Here is a 21,320-nt window from a genome sequence, read left to right on the forward strand (position 1 = left end):
TCAGGATGGGCGGAGCCGCACTGACCTGCTTCGAACAACTCGCCGACGGCTTCGTGGTACCACTCGTTCGGTCAGGCCTACGGGTTGCAGGCGTACCAGATCCCCGTCCAGTCGGTGGCAGGGGTGTAGGTCTGGCACCAGTAGGGACGAGCTGCCCCGTAGATGACGACTTTGATCGTCCGTCGCGTGTCGGCGGGGTCGGAGCTGAAGACCTCTTCGATGCCCCAGGTGTCGTCCGCGTGACCGTTGCCGGGCAGTCGCTTCCAGCCACCCGAGCCCTGCCAGGCGTGCCAGATCGTGCGGTCGGTGGCGATGCCGAAGCACTCGTTGTTGTTGGAGGTGACCCAGTCGACGACGATGACGTCCGAACCGACCAGGAACGTGCCGTAGTAGCCGTAGCAGCTGACCCTGCCGTTGGCGGGCACCGGGGTCACCGCGATGATCCCGCTGGCTCCAACTGATTGGGTCGACGCGGACGCCCGCTCGACATCGCCGGCCGCGCCCGCCACTGGCGACGTGATCAGTGAAGCCGCCATGGTGAGCGCGATCCAGGCGGCCGCCATCCCCTGCCGCAGTGTTCGTCGTGTGAACCTCATCAGCATGTCCCCTCTCGTCAAGCTTCCGGCTGTACCCGACTGCCACGAAGACCGCCCCGCACAGGCATGAGGTTGCGCCATCGGCGCGACGGGTGCTGCGAGCGCTGCGGTAAGCCCTTACGGCGGCCGGGACGCCCTTGCTGGTGTTCCGCCACGTGACGCTCCGTTATTCCTCATCCGGTGGCGATTCGGTGAATGTGATCACTCAACCCCGAGAGCCCCACGCACTGGAAAGCATTCGAACCAGCTCGAATCCACCGCGGAGGCTGCTACCGTCGCGCGGTGCTAACGCTGCGTGCAGACGCCGACACCGTGGCCAGGACCCGCTTGTCGCCCTCCCCGGCATCGGAGTCCATGACGTGGCTGAAGCTCACCGCCGCGTCGGGACGGCACCCGGTGTTCGGGGATCCCGGACCACTCGCCCGCGCGTCTCTCGCCCATCCGGACGTCGCACTCCTCGCGGACCTGTTGCCGCGCAACGGCGACACGTACGCGCCCGACCTGCTCACACCGCAGCCGGGAACGGACGCGCAGGGCCGTGACCTGCTCGACGAGCAGGTCGCGCAGATCGAGGCGGCGGCGCAGGAGGACCTCGAAACCCAGGTCTTCACCTACACCCGGACCCACTGGAGCAGGCCGCTGCGGGCGGAGACCCGGCGGATCGCCGAGTCGGGGCGGATGCAGCGACATCTCGCCAACGGTCTCGCCCGGTTCTGGCGGGACACCCTCTCGGACGGCTGGCCCGAACTGCGCTCGATCATCGACCAGGACATCGCCCACCGCGCGAGGACCATCGCCACCCACGGCGTCGGTCGGACGCTCGGAGCTCTGCACCCCAACCTGGATTGGGCCGGCGACGCGGTCACGCTCGTCACGTCGTGGGACGGCGAGATCGATGTCACCGGCCGGGATCTGGTCCTCGCGCCCAGCGTGCTCGGCCGGCCCGACGTCGTCATCCAGGTCGATACTCCCGGGCAGTTCGTGCTCTACTACCCCGCCCAGCGGGTCGGAGCCAGTCGGGACCGCGAGTCGGGAAGCATCGCGCAGGTGGTCGGCAACGCCCGGGCGGCCCTGCTGGCGGACCTCGAGACGGCCCGGTCCACAACAGAACTCGCCACCCGGATGGGGTACACCCCCGGCACCGTCTCCTACCACCTCAACGCCCTGCACCGCGCACGCCTCGTCACCAAGGTCAGGGACGGGCGCTACGTGCTGTACCAGCGGACCGAACACGCGGCACGTCTGCTGGAAGAGGACCGCGACTGGTACTCCGGCCGCACCTCGTGATCTTGTTCTCGTAGCTTGTCGTCGCGGAACGCCAGGGAAGGTGTCGCGCTGCCGGGTGGTGACAAGGACGCGCGGGGCGTGCAGGATCTGACGAGTGAGGCCGGCGACCGGCACGGGTGCCACACCTGTGATGCGAAGACACCCGGCACCAAGGCGCAGCCCGGGCGGCCGCGGGGCGGAGTCGTGACGCGGATCAACCGGGGAAACCATGACTTTCCGATCGAGCCCTGACGAGTCGCTCATTGGGCGGGCGACGTTCTTCGTGCACCACGGGCTAATCATGATCGAAGACCCCGAGAGCGCGTTCCACCACGACGACTGGGATCCGGCCGTCGAGGACGTGAGCGCCGGTCCGGATTCCGTCTACCTCTCGGTGCAGCCGGCCGTGGACGGGCCGGTCGAGATCGGGATCTTCAGGTCTGAGGCGGGTCTCGTGGACGGCGTCGCCTATTTCGACGGCGATCTCGTCACGAGCTCCGGCATGTTCGTCATCCATGATGCCAACGACGTGATGCGCTTCACCGTCGGCGCGCCAAGGGGTCGGGTGAGGGTCAAGGTGCACGTGGATCAGCTCGGACTCGCCAGTCGGATGAGCGTGGCGTTCGTCCTCGAATAGCCGGAACTCCGCGCTCGCGATCCACTAGCATCACAAGGGGGTGGGAGCAGCGGTGGCCGTTGGTGCAGAGGTCTTCCTCAGCTACACGTGGTCGGACCTCGCGCTCGCGCGACAGGTCCAGTCGGCGCTCGAAGGCGCCGGTATCACGGTCTTCCGCGACGTGGACATCGGCACCTTCGACCCGATCACCCAGAGGCTCGCCGACGCGCTCGACCACGCCAAGCTGATGCTCGCGGTGTACTCCAGGCGTTACCCGACCCGCTACGCCTGCCAGTGGGAGTTGACGAGGGCCTTCCTGGCCGGGCAACGCGCGGGTGACCCCCGCGACCGGGTGCTCGTCGTCAACCCCGAGCCGGACGAGTCCCACATCGAACCGCTGGAACTGGAGGACGCCGGGTACCTGTCGGCGCCGGGCGGGAGGCTCGACGCCGCTGCGCTCGTGGCCCGGGTCAAGGCCAAGCTGGCGGCCGGCGACGGACCGATCGGGGCGTCGCGCTCGACCCGGCGGCCGCACCTGCCCGAACGCGTGTTGCGGAACAGGCGGTTCGTCGGGCGTCACCGGGAGATGTGGCGTGCCCACAGCGAATTGCGCGCCGGTCACGCGCGAGCCGTTCGAAGGCCCGTGGCGTCACGCGTGGCCGTGGTGCGGGGCTTCACCGGCACCGGCAAGACCTGGTTGGCCGAGCAGTACGCGTTCCTGTTCCAGGACGCCTACCCGGGCGGGGTCTTCTGGGCGGACCTGTCCGGCGCGGCGCGCGCCGAGGACGCGGTGTCCCTGTTCGGCACGCAGCTCAAGGAGGTGGCGGTCCACGACCTGCGGCTCGACGTCGAGGGAGTCGAAGCGGCGCGCCTGCGGCCTCTGGTGGCGCGCCACCTCACCGACGAGGGGGAGGACGTGCTGTGGATCGTCGACGACCTCCCTCCCGGCATGACCGGTGAGGTCTTCGAGGAGCTCGTCGTCGGCTCACCCCGGGTGCACGTCCTGGCCACGTCACGGGAGTCCGTCGAGGGTTGGGGTGGTCCGGTCGTGGAGATGGCCGGGCTGAGCGAGCTGGAAGCGCAGGAGCTGTTCGACTACGACTGGATCGACCTCTCGCCGGCGGACCGCGAGGCGGTGTCCCGATTGGTCGTGCGGTGCGGCGGGCACCCCCTCGTGCTCGCGACCACCTCGGGTTCGTTGCGCAACAGCCAAGGCGCCGGCGACGACCACGTGGCGGTCGCGCTCGACCGGGCGTCGGGAACCGTCGTGGACGCCCTGCGCCTGCGGATCGCGGAACTGCCGGCCGACGTCCTCGCCGTCCTGGCCACCGCGACCGTGCTGTCGGCGGCGCCGTTCACCAGGGACCTGCTCGTGCGCGCGTTGATGAGCACGTTCGGCGCCGAGACCGAGTCGGTGGTGTCGCGTGCCCTGGACGTGCTGGACGACCGCAGCCTGATCCAGCGGCTCGACCGGGTGGGCCGGGTGGTGGGACCGCAGAGCTGGCAGGTCCACATGCTCGTGGTGGAGGCCGTGCGCCACGAGGTGCAGGTCGACGTGCTCGACGCGTGCAGGCGAACCGTCGCCGGTGTCCTGCTCGACGTCCTGGGCGACGCCGGGAACGAGGCACCGTACCGACACGCCAGGGAGTTGGCCCGTCTGGACGTGGTCCCGACCGACCTGCGAGTACGCCTCCTGCGCTCGGTGACCGGGTTCCACCGCGAGAGGGCCGACCCGCTGCCCGCCGACGACGCGGCCACCGCCCTGCTCGACGTCAAGCGGGCGGCGGGGCTCGACGGTGTCGACGACCTGCTCCTGGGCGCCCGGACCGCGCTGGAGGCCGGGCACTTCGACGTGGCGTACCACCGAGGCCTGCGGGCGTGCGAGCTGGCAGTCGCGGACGACAACTTCCGCGCCGAGTACCGGGCCCGCTTCCTCACCGCGCAGGCGTGCGACCACCTGGGCCGGTACGACCGGGCCGACGAGGTCTACCGGCACCACCCCCGGGCTCGGCGGGCCGCCGGCCCTCCCCGGTGGATGCCCGAGGACGAGCGCGCCGCGGTCGAGGTCGCGGAGGTCGTGAGCCTGCGAGTGCGCGGCGAGGTGGGCGAGGCGTTGGACCTCGCGACGGACCTCGTGTCGCGGCTGCCCAGCGGCACCCGCCACGACCGGCTCGACGGCGCCTGGTCCAACGCGATGATCGAGTTGGCCCGACTGCAGCTCGCGGCCGGGGAGGTCCTCAAAGCCCGCAGGACGAGCGCGGAGCTCGTCGAGGTGTACCGGAAGGAGAAGGCGACGGAGCACGCCCGGTCACAGCTGGCGGTCGTGTTGCACGCCGAGGCTCAGCTGCACGTCGCCTTCCGGGAGATGCCGAGCCGGAGGAAGGTGTGGGACCGGGCCGTCCGCGAGATCAGTGCGCTGCACGCGCAGAACGCGCACCGCTACGGCGACGACAACCCGCTGACCCTCCAATCCGCAGTGCTGGAGGCCAAGGCGCTGCTGGACAACTCCCGGATCGACGAAGCGCGCGAGCTGCTCGGGCGCTTGGAACCGCGGATCGTCCGGGTCCTGGGCGCCGACCACCCCTTGGCGCACCGTGCCCGCTTCCACGTGGGCTCGAGCTACCAGCTGAAAGGGGACATGCCGCCGGCGATCGCCGTGTACCGGGAACTCCTGCCCCGGCAGGTGGCCACGCTCGGGCGTCAGCACGTGGACAGCCTCGTCACCCGGCTCCAACTCGGGGTGTGCCTCACCGCCATGGGGGAGCCGGCCGAGGCACGACCGTTGATGGCGGAGGCGTTGAGCGGTCTGCGACGCCAGTTCGGCTGGGCGCACGAGCCGACCATGCAGGCGTACCTCGCGACGGCGTTCGGGATGTTGCCCGGACCCGCTCTGCGGACCCTCCACCGACTGGTGCGGCTGCTCGGGCCGTGACGGTCGCGTCGACGGCCACCCACCGGACCGTGACCTGACGGTTCAACGACAGTTCCCGGACAGTCGACGGCGTTCGGCTTCGAGGTCGCACCGCGTTGCTAGGGTCGATCGGACGAGCGCCGGGTCGAAGATCGTGCGCCGAGGGACCGGGAGAGTGGTTGTGACAGGTCGGCAGCCCTCCGTTTTCGTGTGCTACACGCATGATTCGCCGCACCACAAGCGGCAGGTGCTCGACTTCGGCACCTTCCTGGAGTCCGCGGGCGTCGACGTGTGCCTCGACCAGGGGCAGCCACCGGTGCGGCAGGACTGGTACCGGTGGGCGCTGGAGAAGATCCCGGAAGCCGACTTCGTCCTCGCCATCGCGTCACCGGACTTCCGCCGGGCCGCGGACGGCCGCGTGCCCGCGGAGCGCAACCGCGGCGCGCAGGCGGAGGCCACGGTGCTGCGCGAACTCCTGCAACAAGACCGTCCGATGTGGACGCGGCGGATCCTGCCGGTCGTCCTGCCCGGTCGCGCGGTCGACGAGATCCCGCTGTTCCTGCAACCCCGCACCGCGGATCACTACGTGGTCGACAGCTTCACCGAAGAGGGCGCGGAGTCGCTGCTGGCGACGCTACGCGGCGGGCCGGCGGGGCGGTCGCCCGCCGGCCGGCCCGCGCCGGCGGCTCCGCGACCGCAGCCGCCGTCGGGCAACGTGCAGAACGTCGTGTCCAACGGCAGCGGCGCGGTGTTCGCCAACCAAGGCGGGGAGCAGACGATCCACTACCGGTGACGGCGGCGACCCTCACGTGGAGCTGTGCCTGGCGCGCACCATCTTCTTGATGATGTCGAGCGCCGGACCGTTGTTCGTCCACGCGATCTCGTCGGTGCCGTCGGTCGAGTTGCCGAAGCCGGTGCTCATCTCGAACTTCTCCCCGCTGATGATCGACAGCGAGAAGGTCTGGGCGAACGAGAGGTCGGCGTACTTCCGGTCGTCCACGGCTTCCTCCCCGCTCTCGGCGATCAGCTCGTCGATCGACTTGAACAGCTCGACGACGTGGGGCGGCACCGGGATGCGGTTGGACGTCACGCCGACGATGTCGCGGTAGTGCCGCTCGGTGACCTCCTCGTAGATCGGCTCGCCGGTGTGGAAGTCGATCAGGCAGCGGTAGACGCTCAGCAGGTCGTTGGTCAGGAACAGCGTGAGCACGTCGTAGTGGTCCGCCCGCAGCCTCTTGTCGTCGCCGCGGATGATCCGCATGGGCAACGCCTGCCTCATCTCACCGGTGGGCAGGCCGACGACGGTCTGCACGGGGTAGACGAGGTCCCCGCCGTCCTTCTTGAGTCGCGGGTTGAGGCGCACCTGATCGGCGGCCTTGTCGCGCAACGCCTCGACGTCCTCCTTGAGCCAGTCGTCCATCCGCGCGTCGGACGGCTTGGGCAGCGCCTCGGCGCGCCGCTTGAGGTAGCGGCGGTACTCGCCGTACTTCCGCCAGCCCCACCGACCGAGGAAGAACGCGGCGACGAGGAACAGCACGGTGCCGAAGTTCTGCAAGGCGAGGGCGACCACCACCAGGACCGCGGCGACACCCAGCGCGGTGGAGTGGACCGCGGGGCTGCGCTCCGCGGGCGTCGGGATGAAGTACTTGCGGACCTGCTCACGGCGTTTCGGGTCGTGCTTGCGCGCGACCGGCCGGTCGACCTGTTCCACGGTGGGCCGCAGGCCGAACTCGGCGGCACGCGCCGCCAGCACCTGCCACGTCCGGCCGCGAACGTGCCCCACGTGGGTGAGCAGGGGCTCAAGGTCGGACGGGCCGAGCCCGTGGACGCTCTCGGCCATCACCTCGGCGGTCGGCGGCCGGGGCACCATGCCGTGCGCCGTGTAGTAGTCGTCCTTGACCAGCGCCCACAGCACGGTGGCCTGGTGCGTGATCACCGGGTCCGCGTAGCCGATGGCTCGCTCGAGGTGGTTCTCCACCCGGTCGATCTCCTCGGGCACGCGGTCGCCCGGCGGCCTGCCGCCGAGCATCGCGAGCGCGGCGGAGAAGTGACCCAGCGCCAGGTCGTGCGCCGCGTCGGTGAGCCGTTCCGCCCCGGCCTTGCGGGCGTCGCTGAGGGACTCCTCGAACTCGGTGACGGCCTTGGCGTACATCCCGCCCTTCAGCGCCATCAGGCCGTTCTGGAGGTGGTCCTTCATCGAGTCGATGTAGATCGACTGCTGACCGTTCTGGTTCGCGAAGACGTAGCCACCTTGGTTGTTCTCGACGTGCTGGGACGAGCGTTCGTGGTCCACGGGCTGCCCACCTATGCATCGCGGATGAATTCGCCGGCCGAATGACCGCGACCCGACGGTAGTCTCTGTCGGAGCACGCGGCGGTCCGCGGGCAACACCTGTCCACACAATGACCGGGAATTGTCGTGATCCGCGTCGTGTCGATGAATTGTCTTCTTTCTGGCGTGGTCCGCGCCCGCTCGTCGGGTGGATGATCGGTGACTTCCGCGGTGACGCGCGAGGGGGTCGGATGGGTGACGGGGCGAAGGCGACGTGGGACGTCTTCCTGAGCTACTCGTGGAGCGAGTACGACCTCGCGCTGCGCGTGGAACGGGCTCTCGGCCGGGGCGGGCTGCGGGTGTTCCGCGACGAGAAGGACGTCCGGGAGTTCCAGCCGATCACCGAGGAGCTGCTCGCCGCGCTGGACTCGTCGAAGGTCCTGCTGGCCCTCTACTCGCGCCGGTACCCGACGCGCTACGCGTGCCAGTGGGAGCTGACGAGGGCGTTCGTCGCCGGGCAACGGCTCGGCGACCCGCGCGACCGGGTACTCGTGGTCAACGTCGGGCACGACGAGGGGCACGTGCAGCCGATCGAGTTGCAGGACGCCGTGCACCTGTCGGCGCGCGGAGGGCACGTCGACCTCGACCGGCTCGTGGCGCGGGCGCGCGAGAAGGTGGTTGCGGTGTCGGAGCCGATCGGCGCCGGCAGCGGGGTCGACACGACGCCGTTGCCCGCCCGGATGCACCGGCCGCGCAGGTTCGTCGGGCGCTATCCCTCGATGTGGCAGGTGCACAGCGCGCTCCAGGCCAAGAACCGGCGCGGCGTCCATGCGCCGACCGCCGCAAGCGCGGTCGTGGTCAAGGGCTTCACGGGCACCGGCAAGTCCTGGTTGGCCGAGCAGTACGCGTTCCTGTTCCACTCCGCCTACCCCGGTGGCGTGCACTGGATCGACCTCGGCGGGGCGCAGGACGTCCACGGCGAGTTCGTCTCCGCGTTGCGCCGCACCGCCGACGACGCCTGGGGCCTCAACCTCGACGGCGTCGAACCGGACCGGGTGGTGAGCGCGGTCGTGCGACGGTTGAACGACGCCCGGGAGGACACGCTGTGGGTGGTGGACGACGTGCCGGCCGGGCTGGACGCCTCGGTGCTGCACCGGTTGGTGATCGGGTCGCCCTACGCGCACGTGGTGATCACGACGCAGGAGGTGGTGCCGACGTGGGGCGGTCCGGTCGTGGAGCTGCCGGGTCTGACCGACGTCGAGGCGGAGGAGCTGTTCCGCCCCGACTGGGGTGACCTGGACGAGCACCAGCGCGCCGCGCTGTCGCGGATGGTGCGCCGCTGCGGGGGGCACCCGCTCGTCCTGTCCGCGACCGCGGTGGACCTGAGGACGGACGTGTCGGGCGGACACGACCGTTTCACTCAACGGCTCGACGCCGTGGCCGTGACGGTGGTCGACGCGCTGCGGTCCCGGGTCCGCGGTGTCGGCGCCACCGCTCGGACGGTGCTCGCCGCGGCGGCCGTGCTGTCGGAGGCGCCGTTCGAGGTCGCGCTGGTGGAACGCGCACTGGCGGTCGACGTGCCGATGGCCCTCGCGGAGTTGGAGGACGGCAGCCTGGTCCAGCGCCTCGACCGGGTGGGCGTCCGCGGCGGGACGCGGAGTTGGCGCGTGCACGCGCTCGTCGCGGAAGCGGTCCGGCGCGAGGTCCCGGCGGAGGAGTTCGGGGCGCACGCGGTCCGGCTCGCCGACGTCCTGCCGGACTTCCTGTCCTCCGCCGACGCGCACCGCCACGCACGGGTGCTGGCGGACCACTCGGCCGTGTCGACCAGGCAGCGGGCGGTGTTGCTGCGCGCCGTCGCCGAATTCCACTCGTCGCACGGTGACGTCGTGTTGGCGGAGGAGGCGGCGACCGCTCTGGTCACCGTGGGCGCCGAAGCCCGGGTGGACGACCTCCTGCTCGCCGGGCGCACGGCTCTCGGGGCCGGGCTTTACGGCGTCGCCGGCGACCGCGCCGCGTCCGCGCTGGAACTGGCGAAGCACGACGACAACTTCAGGGCGGCCTACCGCGCCAGGTTCCTGCTGTCACGGGTGCACGAGCAGGCCGGCCACTACGACGACGCCGACGAGGTCTTCCCGCCGGGCAGGGTTCCGTCGTGGCTGCCGGAGCACGAGGCGCACCTGGTGCGGCTCGGCGAGGTGACCAGGCTGCGGTTGCGCGGGGCGATCCGCGAGGCCAAAAACGAGGTCGTGGAGCTGCTCCCGCTGCTGCCCCACGACCGCCTGCCCACCGGGCCGTGGCCGGCCGCGATGATCGAGCGCACCCGGCTGGAACTGGCCCTGAGCGAGATCGTCGAGGCTCGGCGGACCAGCGGGAGGCTGCTCGCGGCACTCGCCGAGGTCGGTGCCACCGAGCACCCGGCGTACCTGGAGGCGACCGCGCTCGACGCGGAGGCGCAGTTGCAGGTGGCGTTGACGGAAGGAGGGATGCGGGAGGAGGAATGGGACCAGGCGGCCAAGAAGGTCAGCGCGCTGCACGCCGACCACGTGCGACGGCTGGGTCCGGACAACCCGCTCACCCTCCAGTTCGCGGTGGCGGAGTGCCTCGCGATGGTGAACCGGGGACAACCCGACGTGGTCCGCGCCCTCACCGACGACGTGCTGCCGCGCATCGACCGGGTGCTGGGGCGCGACCACACCCTCTACCAGCGCGCGGAGTACGGCAGGGCGCAGGCCCTGCTGCAACTGGGGAAGACGGGGGAAGCTCGGGACCTGCTCGCCGACCTGCTGCCGCGGCGGGTCGCCACGATCGGGCGAGACCACCTCGACACCCTCGTCACCCGGCTCGACCTCGGGTTCGCCATGATCCTGGAGGGCGACGAGGTCACGGGCCGCCCGCACGTCTTCGAGGCGGCCCGCAACCTGCACCGCCAGTACGGGTGGTTCCACGAACCGGCCTTCCGCGCCAAGGTCACCACGCTCTACGGGCTGTTGCCCCGCCGGGTGCTGGTGGTGCTGCTCGCGTTCGTCCGGTTGCTGGACCGGAAGCGGGAACCGTGACGACGGGTCAGCCCGCGCGCTCGACCACGCGCGGGTGCGACGCCGCCTCGACCAGGCGGGTGAGGCCGTGACCCACCCTGCGCCGGATCGTGCGCGGATCCCGGTTCTCCCGGTCGGCCAACCACTCCACCCGGCGCGCGAGGAACGGGTAGCGGGCATCGGGGTGCAGGCCGAGCGGGACGACGACGGCCAGTTGCAGGTCCTCGGGAAGCCCGCCGGCGAGGTCGCGGGCCCAGACCGACAACTTCTCCCGCACGACCTCGGCGCCGTCTTCGTCCTCCACGCCGCACACCTCGCGCAACGCGGGACCGAGGTGGGCGTCGAGGCCGGGCGCCTCCACGCCACGGCCTCGGCACAGCGCTTTGAGCTCGTCCAGGAGCAGGCTCGGTGATACGGCCACAGATCCTCCAAGCCGTCGGTGCCACGGGCTGCGGACATCATTCGCCGGCTATGTCGGAGAGGGTCGACGGCGCGTTACGGGAGGTCGATCGACGGATTTCGTCTCCGTTCGATAACGGGTCGTCGCCGGGCTGTGCGACGGCTCCGCAAAAATAGGGTTTGTCCATTTTTTGGGGTGTTGTCGTCAGGGCGTTGTCCTTTACCTCGTCACCGCTGCGGAGTTCGCTGATCTGGTCGCCGGCGAGGGGTCGGCGCGGTCGGCCCACGGCGTTCGGGCCAAGGCGGGACGAGAGGTGCGGCAGATGGGGCGGGCGTTGGGCAGCCGGTACGTCGTGGGAGAGCTCCTGGGCTCCGGCGCGATGGGGCAGGTGTACCGCGGTGCGGACCACGACGGCACCGAGTACGCCATCAAGCTGCTCAGGGGTGAGCTCGTCGACGACCGGGAGTTCGTCCGGCGGTTCCTCGACGAGAGGTCCATCCTGACCGCGCTGCGCGGCGACAACCTGGTCGCGGTGCACGACCTGGTGATCGAGGGCGAGACCGCCGCGATCGTGATGGACCTCGTCGAGGGCGGGAACCTGCGCGACCACCTCGTCGAGGCCGGCACGATCCTGCCCGCCGAGGTGGCCCGGATCGGGGCGGGCATCGCCACCGCGCTGCACGAGGTCCACCTGGCGAACCTCGTGCACCGGGACGTGAAACCGGAGAACGTCCTGATGGACGTCTCGACGGGAACCCGCGTCCCGCGACTCACGGACTTCGGCGTCGCGACGATGACCGGGCAGACCAAGGTCGGCCACAGCACGCTGCTCGCCGGCACACCGCAGTACATCGCACCGGAGATCGTGGACAACCGCGGCGTCACGGCCGCGACCGACCTCTACTCGCTCGGCATCGTGCTGTACGAGCTGTGCTGCGGCGTCACCCCGTTCGCGGGCGCCTCGATGTTCCAGGTCCTGCGCGCCCACGGCGAACTGCTGCCCGGTCGGCCCGCGGGCGTCCCCGACGCCCTCTGGGACGTCATCTGGGAACTCCTGCGGAAGGACCCCGCGGCACGCCCGCAGTCCGCCCAGCACGTCGCCGCCGTGCTCACGACCCTCACCCACCGGCTCTGGCAGGAGCAGGCGCCCGTCGCGCCGAAGCTGGAGGTGCCGCCGCCCGCCATGCCGATGGACCAGGGGAACACCAACGAGACGGTGCTCAGGCCGAACCCGGCCGCGATCGTGACCGCCGGTCCGCGCCCCCGACGCCGCAGGCTGCCCCTGGCCGTGGCCGGCCTGGTGCTCGCGACCGGCTTGGGCGCGGGCGGCTACTACGCCTTCGCCGGCCGTGCCACGTCCGCCGGCCCCGCCCCGACCACCACGTCGGCGGAGGTCGGCGCGACCGGCGTGGACCGGACGCCCGGCAGGTCGGTCACGGCGACCACCACGGCCTCGGAGGTGCGCCTCACCTCCATGCCCGACCTCGTCGGACTGAAGCTCGGCGAGGCGCGCGACAAGCTGCCGAAGTCGATGAAGGTCGACATCGTCGAGCAGGTCGACGAGAAGCACCCCGACGGCGAGGTGCTGCACCAGGAACCGGCTTCGGGCCAGCCGGTGGGCGAGAACGTGAAGCTGGTGGTCGCGCGCCCGGCCGTCACCGTGTTCCTCGACGCCCTGAGGCCCGCGACCGGGGACTGGGACGACGACGGCGGGGGATACGTCGTCGGCATGGCGGGGAAGCAGTACCTGCACTCGGTGGGCACGGGCACCCTCTACGAGTGCGGGGAGGCGAACTCGGTCGAGTACAACCTGTCCAAGGGGTTCCGCCGGCTCGTCGCGTCGGCCGGCTTCAGCGACAACTCCGCGTACTCCAAGGCCAAGGCGCAGGTGGAGCTCTTCGGGGACGGTCGACTGCTGGACAGCAAGACCGTCGAGTTCGGGAGCGTGGTGGACTTCGACGTCGACCTGACCGACGTGTTGCGGCTGAAGGTCCAGTGGGTGTTCCTCGACCGGACGACCTGCAACGAGCACAACACCCTGGCCCTCGGCAGCGCGAGGCTGCTGGGCTTGGCCGGCGAGGTCCCGGTGTCCGGGCTGCCGTCGGCTCCGGTGTCGACCACGACCACCTCCACGAGCAGGTGAGCGGTGCGGGCGCGGCGCTCGTGGTGAGCGTCGGCGGGAGGCGGTGGAGGTTCGGCCCCGACGCCGTGGTGCGCATCGGGCGTGGTCCCGACTGTGACGTCGTGCTGGACGCGCCGGAGGTGTCCCGCGACCACCTGCGCGTCGAGTTCGACGGCGAGTGGGTGGCGCGCGACCAGGGCACCCCCGGCGGCACGTGGCTCGGCGGGTCCAGGGTTGCCGAGCACCGCGTCGCGGACGTGTCGGTCGTACGGCTCGCCGGTGTGGTGGAGGTCGTCCTCGAGGTCGACGGCGTGGCGCCCGGGGGAACCATCCGCATCGGGCGAGCGCCGGAGAACGACCTGGTGATCACCGATCCGACGGTGTCGCGGCACCACGCCGTCGCGCGACGAACCGGTGCCGGGTGGCGCGTGACGGACCTGGCTGGGCGCAACCCCGTGCTGGTCAACGGTCTGGAGGCGGCGGGGGAGGCGCTCGTCGGCGGTGGCGACCTGCTGACGTTCGGCTCCAGCGACGTGGTCGTCACCGCCGCGGGGCTGCGCCTCGTGCCGCGGGTGGACCAGCACCTCGTGGTCGACGACGTCGAGTACCGGCTGCCGGGCGGCACACCGCTGCTGTCCGGTGTCGGGCTCGACGTCGGGCCGGGGCAGCTGGTCGCCGTGGTCGGCCCGTCCGGGGCGGGCAAGTCCACCTTGCTCAAGGTGATGACCGGGGAGTTGGCCCCGACCTCCGGACGGGTCACCTACGACGGGCTCGACATCCACGACCAGCCCGTGGTGCGCACCCGGTTCGGTGTGGTGCCGCAGGACGACGTCCTGCACCTGAAGCTGTCGGCGCGCAGCGTCCTGTCGTACACGGCCAAGCTCCGACTGCCCGCCGACACGTCGGCCCGGGAGCGGCGCCGGGTGGTGGACGACGCGCTGGACCAGCTCGGGCTGACCGAGCACGCCCGCACCAAGGTGCGCGACCTGTCCGGCGGTCAGCGCAAGCGCGTGTCGATCGCGATGGAGCTGCTGACCTCGCCCCCGCTGATCCTGCTCGACGAGCCGACCTCGGGGCTGGACCCCAACCTGGACAAGCAGATCATGGGGTCGTTGAGGCGCATCGCGGACGCCGGCCGGTCCGTCGTCGTGGTCACCCACAGCACGGACAACCTCGGGCTGTGCGACCGGGTGCTGGTGCTGGCGCCCGGCGGCGTGCCGTTCTTCCTCGGAGCGCCAGACCAGCTCATGGTCAAGTTCGGGTCGGTCGGCTGGGCGGAGATCTTCGAGGAGGCGGCGCGGTTCTCGCCGCCGGACCCCGTGGTCGCGTCGGCGCCGTCCGCGGTGCCCGCGCGGCGACCGGAGCCCCGCACGGCCGCTCGTTCGTGGCTGCGGCAGGCGTCGACCCTGGTGGTCCGGCACTGGCGGTTGATCGCGGCGGACGCCGGGTACGCGGCGTTCCTCCTGCTGATGCCGCTGGTCCTCGCGGGCTTGGTGCTGGCGGTGCCGGGGGCGGCGGGCCTGGGGCCACCCGGACCCGCCGACCCCGGCGAGCCCACGCAGGTGTTGGTGCTGCTGTTCGTGGGCGCGGCGTTCGTCGGCGGTGCCGGTGGCGCGCGGGAGATCGTGGCGGAGAGGTCGATCTTCCTGCGGGAGAGGGCGGCCGGGCTGAGCCCGCGCGCGTACGCGGCGGCCAAGGTGGCGGTGTTCGGTGTCGTGACCGCGGTGCAGTCGGTCCTGCTGGTGGTCGGGACGGTGTCGGCGAAGCCCGGGCCCGCGGGCGCCGTGCTGCTGGGATCCCCCGTTCTCGAGTTGACGGTCGGGGTGTGGTGCACCGCGTTCGCGTCCTGCGTCTTCGCGCTGTTGATGTCGGCGCTGGTGCGGTCCGCGGAGCAGGTGATGCCGGTGCTGGTCGTGGTGGTGATGGCGCAGTTGGTGCTGTGCGGCGGCATGATCCCGGTGACCGGGCGTCCGGTCCTGGAGCAGTTGTCGTGGCTGGCGCCCGCCCGGTGGGGCTATGCGGCCGGGGCGTCCACCTCCGACGTCCTGGCGACGGTGCCGGGTGTGCCGGACGATCCACTGTGGCGTCACGAGCCGCGGTGGTGGTCGCTGGCGATCGCGTTGACGGTCCTCCCGGCGGCGGTGCACCTCAGACTGCTCGTGCGGCGCCTGACGCGGCTTCGTCCTCGCTGAGGACGTCCTCGGACCACGCGATGCCGAAGGACCGGTTGGGCGTCAGGCCGGTGAACCTGAGGTGGACCTCGCCGCAGGCGTCCACCTTGACGGGCTCGCGCGGCGCCAGTTGATCCTCCACTTCGGACTGCGGCAGGCCGGTGATCCGCCAGATCCGGTCGGGGACGCGTTCGGGGGCGAACTTGACGTGCAGGTCGAACAGCGCGCACGGGAAGACCGGGGTGCAGGTGTAGAACGGCCGCATCGAGTTCTCCTCGGTGAACCGGAAGCGCAGGAAGAACTCGTGCTCGGCGTCCCGGGGCAGCTTGTGCGGCAGCCGCAGCACGTAGCCCAGACGTGCGCTCGACCGTCGCCGTCGTGCCTGGAGGGTTCCGCCATGGAGCACCTCGATGTGCGTGCTTTCCGGCGGTAGGCCCCCTTTCCAGTCCGGTGGCACGGGTACCGACGCCTGGAGTTCGATCTCTTCGAGCTTGTCCGCCGATACGACGATCCGTCGCTTCTCGTAGATCTGGGGCAGTCCGTTGTCCAGCACCACGGACGTGTGCAGTGACGTCGTGAACCAGGGTGGCGCGGAGTGTTCGTCGCCGGGTGCGCGACGTAAGGCGAGCATCGCTTTCGCCAGCATCCGCGACGCTTGGTCGATCCTCCTGACCGCAGTTCTCGGGTCTCGGTCGATCAGGTCGGCGAACAGTTTCGCCCGTTGCGTGAAGACCGTCGTCGAAGCGCTCTCCGCGGTGAGCCCGTAAGCGATCAGCACCGCCCGGCGAGGCTCGTCGGGCAGTTGCTCGGCGAGCTCGGTCAGCTTGTGCCGCAACACTTCCCTGAGCCGCGCGGGGCCTCCTCGCAGGTCCAGCCCCAGGCTGTCCGCCAGGGCGTGGCCGATCGCGTCGGTCAGGTCGGGCGAGTCGAGCCCGCGTCTTTGCCGCAGGCGTTTGAGTTCGATGACGAGCTGCTCGACCGCGTTCTCGATCATGGCGCTCCTCCTTCGTCCTCGGCGAGTGTATCCACGCACCGCGCGCTGTCCACGCTTGTTTCCTGGTTTCCAGTTCGAAGGTGAAACGCGAAACCCCTCCCGTATCGGTGGAAAGCGCGCGACGCTGTTCTCGTCGGAATCGGACAGGGAATCGGGGAAATGTCCTCGGTGGTCCGTCGAAACGAGAACGGAATGCCGGCCGCAAATAGCGCGTGTGGGTGAATCGCGCCCGGCGTGCGGCCGCGCTCCGGCGAAGGAGGTGGACGAAGATGCACACCCACGTCGTGATCGAGCTCGTGCAGTTGCTGATCGCCCTGGCCGGCTGAGCCGTCGCCGTGGTCGGTGGGTGGCGCCCCCGCCGACCCCGATGGCGCGGATCGACCGTCACGCCCGCCGGCGACGGGCATGATCCCGGTATGGACGGGCACGAGCCGGACTTCGGCGGCGAACTGCGCAGGAGACGCGAACGCGCGGGGCATTCCCTGATCGCCTTCGCCGAGTTGATCCACTACAGCAAGGGCTACCTGAGCAAGGTCGAGACCGGCAAGGCGGCGGGCAACCGGGAGTTCGCCCAGGCGTGCGACACCGCCTTGGCGGCTGACGGAGCGCTGCTCGCCTTGATGCGGGCCAGGTCGAACCGTCGGACCGCCGGCGGGGCGGTGACCGCCGTGACCGGCCTGCCACCCGTGACCAGGCACTTCACCGGCCGCGCCGGGGAACGGGAAGCCATCGCGGCGGTGCTCGGCGACACCCGCGCCGAAGGCGTGTGCGTGTTGAGCGGCATGGCCGGGGCGGGTAAGACCGCGCTCGCCCTGCGCGGCGCGTGGGACGTGGCCGACCGGTTCCCCGACGGCTGCCTGTTCCTCGACCTGGGCGGCCACGCCGCGGACGGCGCGCACGCCACCGCCCACGACGTCCTGGACCCGCTGCTCAGGCTGCTCGGAGTGCCTGGTGACCAGATCCCGCCGCAAGCCGACGCGCGCGCCAACCTCTACCGGGGCCGGCTGCGCGGCAAGCGGCTCCTGCTGGTGCTGGACAACGCGGCCGGCACCGCGCAGGTCTCCCCGCTCGTCCCCGCCGAGCCGAGGTGCCGTGTGGTGATCACCAGCCGGAACAAGCTGAACGCGCTGGACGACGCGGTCCGCGTGGACGTCGGCGTGCTGCCCGCGGACGAGGCGGCGGCGTTGTTCCGCGCGGTGGCCGGCGAGCGCGCCGCCGGCGCGCCGGACGAGGTGGTCGCTCGGGTCGCGCGGCTGTGCGGCCTGCTGCCCCTGGCGTTGCGCATCGCGGCCTCCCGGTTCCGCACGGGCGCGAACCCGTCGCTGGAGGACTTCGAGCGGCGGCTGGCGGACGAGAACTCCCGGTTGGGCGTCCTCGACGACGGCGAGCGCAGCGTCGCGGCGGCGTTCGCCCTGTCCCACCGCGAACTCCCGCCGGAGCAGGCGCGGGTGTTCGCGCTGCTCGCCCTGCACCCCGGGCGCGACATCGGCGTCGACGAGGTCGCGGCGCTCGCCGGCGTCGACCTCGAACGCGCGAGGGTGCTGGTCGACCGCCTCGGCGACGTGCACCTCGTCACCCACACCGCGGACGGTCACGTGGCGCTGCACGACCTGCTCGGCGACTTCGCCCGCGCCCTGCCGGCGGCCGAGGACCACGACGCCGCGGTGCTCCGACTGCTCGACCACACCCTGCTGCTCGCCGAGTCGAGCGACGAGCACCTCGCGCCGCACCGCTACCGGATGCCGCTCGAGCTGGACCACCTGCCCGCGTTCTCGGCGGGGTTCCCCGACCGCGAGAGCGCCGTGACGTGGCTCGACCGGAGGTGGCCGACGCTGGTCGGCCTGTGCGGGCTGGCCGGCGCCCGTGGGTTGCACAGCCGCTGCTGGCAGCTCGCGTTCCTCCTGCGCGACTACTTCTTCCAGGCCAAGCTGTGGGACCAGTGGATCGACACCCACCGGACCGCCGCGGCGTCGGCCCGCGCCGCGGGTGACGACCGCGCACTGGCCATGACCTTGAACAACCTGGGCATCGCGCACGCCGACCGCGGCGAACTGGAGCAGGCAGGGGGCTACTACGCGGAAGCGATGGAACTCTTCCGCGAGGTCGGCGACGAGCACGGGTCGATCAACGCCGAGTCCAACCTGGCCTGGGTGGCGTTGTACCTGGGTGATCTCGAACGCGCCTGGCACGGCCTCCGGTCCGCCGAGGCGGCCTACCGGCGACTTGGCAACGAGCGCAACGCGGCCATCTCCCTGCGCGGCATCTCACTCGTGGAGACCGAACTCGGCCGGTACGACGACGCGGTCGAGCACGCGGACCTGTCGTACGACCGGTTCCGCCGGCTCGGACTGCCCCTCGACCTGGTGATGTCGCTGAACGGCTCGGCGTGGGCGCACTTCCGGGCGGGCCGCCTCGACCAGGCGGCCGAGCGGTACGAGCAGGCCGTCAGGTCGGCCGGCGACTGCGGCAGCCGGTACGAGGAAGCCCGTGCCCGGACCGGCCTCGGCAACGTCCACGCCGCCGCCGGTCGTTCCGCAGAGGCGGCGCGGGCGTGGGCACGGGCCGACGAACTGCACCCACGTCTCGACCCGACGATGGTGGGCGAGGCCAGAGCGCGGTCGGGCGGCTGAGCGGTGTGCCGGTCAGCCACCCAGGCCTGCCAGTTCCGCGGCCACGTCGTCGGCCTCGGCGGCGGACAACCGGGCGAACAGCTCGCGTGCGGCCTCGAACTCGGTCACGGCCCGCGCGGGGTCGCCGCGCGCGACGGCGGCCCGCGCCCGACCGCGGTGGGCGCGGGCCGCCTCGAACACGCTCCCCAGGTCACGGGCCAGGGCGACGGCCCCCGCGTGCGCCCGGTCCGCCGCTTCCGGGTCGCCGGACTGGTGGTGCACCTCGCCGAGGCAGTTCAGCGCCATGGTCGTGTCCAGCACGGACGTGTGCTCGTCGAAGATCGCCATCGCCTCGTGCAGGTGGTCGATCGCGGCGCTGTGCCTGCCCAGCGCCGCCTCGAAGATCGCGATGCTGCGCAACGTGATGCCCGCGTTGGTGAGGGCGTCGCAGCGGCGGTAGTTCCGCAGGGCCCGGTTCGCCTGCTCCAGAGCGCCTTCGTGGTCGCCACGCCCGTGCAGCACCCACGCGTGGTTGCCCATCGCGTTGCCCGCGCCGCGCCGGTCGCCCAACTCCTCGAAGATCCGCAGCGCGGCGAGGTAGTGGTCCTCGGCCGCGTCCGTTGATCCCCGCTCCAGCAGTGCCAGCCCGAGGTTGTTCCTGGTCGCGGCCTCGGCCTCCCTGTCCTCCAGGCGTTGCGTCGCGACGAGGGCGCGTTCGTGCGAGCGGATCCAGGCGTCCCAGTCCTTGGTGAGGAAGAAGTAGCCGCGCATCGTGTAAGCCAGTTGCCAGCACCGGACGTCCAAACGGGGGTCCGGGAGCTGGCACAGGCCGGTCAGCACGTCCCGCTCGGCGGTCATCCACGCGAGCGCCGCGGCGTGGTCCGCGAACAGCGGCAGCTCGACGGGCCGGCCCGCCAGCGGGACGCGGAACCGGTTGGGGGTCAGGAGTCGGTCAGCCTGGTCCGCACCGTGCAGGTAGTGGTCGAACAGGCGCTCGGCGGCCTGGAACCGTTCCTCGGGGTCGTCCTGCTCGGCCAGTTCCAGCGCGTAGACCCGCAGCAGGTCGTGCATGCCGATCCGGTGGTCGGCGGTCTCCGCCACCAGTTGCGCCTCGGCGAGCGCGGTGACGAGTCGGTCGCTCACCTGGTGCGCGACCCCGGTCAGCGCCGCCACCGCACGCCTCGACGTGGTGGCGCCGGGCACCAGCCCCAGCAGGCGGAACACCCTCGCCTGATCCGCCGGGAGCTGGTGGTAGGACCAGGAGAACACCGTGCGCACGGCGGTGCGCGGGTCGCCGACGTCCAGCGAGTCGAGCCGGCGGTGCTCGTCGGCCAGCGTTCCCGCCACCTCGGCGAGCGGTCGTTCCGGTGCGGACCGCGCCAGCCCCGCCGCGACGCGCAGCGCCAGCGGCAGACGCGCGCAGAGCCGGATGATCGCGGCGGTCGCCTCCGGCTGCTCGTCGACCCGTGCGCCGATGATCGCCCGCAGCAGTGAGTGGGCCTCCTCGGTGTCGAGCACGTCCACGAGGATCGGTGTCGCACCCTGTTCCACGACCAGGCCGATCAACGCGTTGCGGCTGGTCACCACCACGTTCGACCCCGGTCCCGGCAACAGCGGTCGGACCTGTTCGACGTCGCGCGCGTTGTCCAGCACGACGAGCACCCGCAGTTCGGCGACGAGCGAGCGGAACGCGGCGGCGCGCTCCCCGGTGTCCAGGGGCACCCGCTCCGGGGGGATCCCGAAGGCGCGGAGGAAGCCACCCAGCGCCTCGGCCGCCGTCAACGGCTCGTCCAGCCCGTAGCCCCTCAGGTCGACGTACAGCTGACCGTCCGGGAACCGCTCGGCGGTCCGGCGCGCCCACGAGATCGCGACGGTCGTCTTCCCGACCCCGCCCATGCCGGACAGCACCACCACCGGCACGGTGTCGGGCAAGGCGTCGCGCATCGCCGCTTCGACGGCAGCGAGCACCGACTCGCGTCCGGTGAACCCGCGCGGCAGCCCGGGCAGCTGTCGAGGCACGGGCCTCGCCTCCGCGGCCGCGTGGAAGTGGACCCCTCCAGCAATCACGCCTGCTTGGACGACGTTGTCCGACACGCCCGACATCACGTTCTTGTGCATCATGTTCTCCTCGGACGGCGATCTCCGGCAGTTTGATCAAGACAACCATCCTCCGGTTCCCACCACAGTCGGCCGCCTGGTCGACATCGGTGGACGTTCAGAAGCACTGATCGTGAGGACCGAGCGTGGCCCGGACGGCTCCAGGAACCGCGCCGGACATGGCGCGCCGCCGCTGCCCTGTCGGGAGGGCGGGAGGGCACCGGCCAGCGTG

The 21,320-nt window shown here is 71.4% G+C and carries 13 protein-coding genes; 8 read left to right on the forward strand and 5 right to left on the reverse strand.

Going from position 1 to position 21,320, the window contains the following annotated elements; genetic code table 11:
* Positions 1–77 precede the first annotated feature (77 nt).
* Positions 78–596, reverse strand: coding sequence for a hypothetical protein (locus tag LNK82_RS14470; protein WP_230567489.1), 519 nt, complete (start codon positions 594–596; stop codon positions 78–80).
* A gap of 354 nt (positions 597–950) precedes the next feature.
* Between LNK82_RS14470 and LNK82_RS14475 the strand changes: the two genes are divergently transcribed.
* The 4 genes from LNK82_RS14475 (at position 951) to LNK82_RS14495 (ending at position 6,182) form a co-directional block, all read left to right on the forward strand.
* Entirely contained in the window at positions 951–1,883 is a 933-nt protein-coding gene (locus tag LNK82_RS14475) for a helix-turn-helix domain-containing protein (RefSeq protein WP_230567490.1), read from the forward strand.
* 280 nt (positions 1,884–2,163) lie between these two features.
* Positions 2,164–2,499: a hypothetical protein gene (locus LNK82_RS14480; RefSeq protein WP_230567491.1), complete on the forward strand. Its 336-nt coding sequence runs from the start codon at positions 2,164–2,166 to the stop codon at positions 2,497–2,499.
* Positions 2,500–2,551: 52 nt separating this feature from the next.
* Complete coding sequence (locus LNK82_RS46730) at positions 2,552–5,410, forward strand: tetratricopeptide repeat protein (RefSeq protein ID WP_308257212.1); 2,859 nt, start codon at positions 2,552–2,554, stop codon at positions 5,408–5,410.
* A gap of 187 nt (positions 5,411–5,597) precedes the next feature.
* The gene (locus tag LNK82_RS14495; protein ID WP_308257217.1) at positions 5,598–6,182 is read left to right on the forward strand and encodes a TIR domain-containing protein; all 585 of its coding nucleotides are present in this window, start codon (positions 5,598–5,600) and stop codon (positions 6,180–6,182) included.
* 12 nt (positions 6,183–6,194) lie between these two features.
* Here the strand turns inward: LNK82_RS14495 and LNK82_RS14500 are convergent, their stop codons facing one another.
* Entirely contained in the window at positions 6,195–7,682 is a 1,488-nt protein-coding gene (locus LNK82_RS14500) for a hypothetical protein (RefSeq protein ID WP_230567493.1), read from the reverse strand.
* 229 nt (positions 7,683–7,911) lie between these two features.
* Here LNK82_RS14500 and LNK82_RS14505 point away from each other — a divergent pair, with 229 nt between their 5' ends.
* Positions 7,912–10,716, forward strand: a complete 2,805-nt coding sequence (locus LNK82_RS14505; RefSeq protein WP_230567494.1) for a tetratricopeptide repeat protein — start codon at positions 7,912–7,914, stop codon at positions 10,714–10,716.
* A gap of 7 nt (positions 10,717–10,723) precedes the next feature.
* On the opposite strand, the gene LNK82_RS14510 is transcribed toward LNK82_RS14505, so the two are convergent.
* Positions 10,724–11,116: a hypothetical protein gene (locus tag LNK82_RS14510; protein ID WP_230567495.1), complete on the reverse strand. Its 393-nt coding sequence runs from the start codon at positions 11,114–11,116 to the stop codon at positions 10,724–10,726.
* A gap of 301 nt (positions 11,117–11,417) precedes the next feature.
* On the opposite strand from LNK82_RS14510, the gene LNK82_RS14515 reads away from it, so the two are divergent.
* The gene (locus LNK82_RS14515; protein ID WP_230567496.1) at positions 11,418–13,238 is read left to right on the forward strand and encodes a serine/threonine-protein kinase; all 1,821 of its coding nucleotides are present in this window, start codon (positions 11,418–11,420) and stop codon (positions 13,236–13,238) included.
* On the forward strand, positions 13,235–15,409 hold the full coding sequence (locus LNK82_RS47680; protein ID WP_230567497.1) for an ATP-binding cassette domain-containing protein: 2,175 nt from the start codon (positions 13,235–13,237) through the stop codon (positions 15,407–15,409). Before LNK82_RS14515 ends, LNK82_RS47680 begins: the two co-directional genes overlap by 4 nt.
* On the opposite strand, the gene LNK82_RS14525 is transcribed toward LNK82_RS47680, so the two are convergent.
* Positions 15,366–16,382, reverse strand: a complete 1,017-nt coding sequence (locus tag LNK82_RS14525) for a hypothetical protein (protein ID WP_230567498.1) — start codon at positions 16,380–16,382, stop codon at positions 15,366–15,368. The genes LNK82_RS47680 and LNK82_RS14525 overlap by 44 nt on opposite strands.
* Before the next feature lie 416 nt (positions 16,383–16,798).
* Between LNK82_RS14525 and LNK82_RS14530 the strand changes: the two genes are divergently transcribed.
* Positions 16,799–19,012, forward strand: a complete 2,214-nt coding sequence (locus LNK82_RS14530; RefSeq protein ID WP_230567499.1) for a tetratricopeptide repeat protein — start codon at positions 16,799–16,801, stop codon at positions 19,010–19,012.
* Between the two features lie 12 nt (positions 19,013–19,024).
* Here the strand turns inward: LNK82_RS14530 and LNK82_RS14535 are convergent, their stop codons facing one another.
* Entirely contained in the window at positions 19,025–21,109 is a 2,085-nt protein-coding gene (locus tag LNK82_RS14535; protein WP_230567500.1) for an ATP-binding protein, read from the reverse strand.
* Positions 21,110–21,320: the final 211 nt, after the last annotated feature.

Origin of the sequence: Saccharothrix luteola, assembly GCF_020859565.1 — a bacterium.
In the GTDB taxonomy this organism is placed as follows: Bacteria; Actinomycetota; Actinomycetes; order Mycobacteriales; family Pseudonocardiaceae; genus Actinosynnema; species Actinosynnema luteola.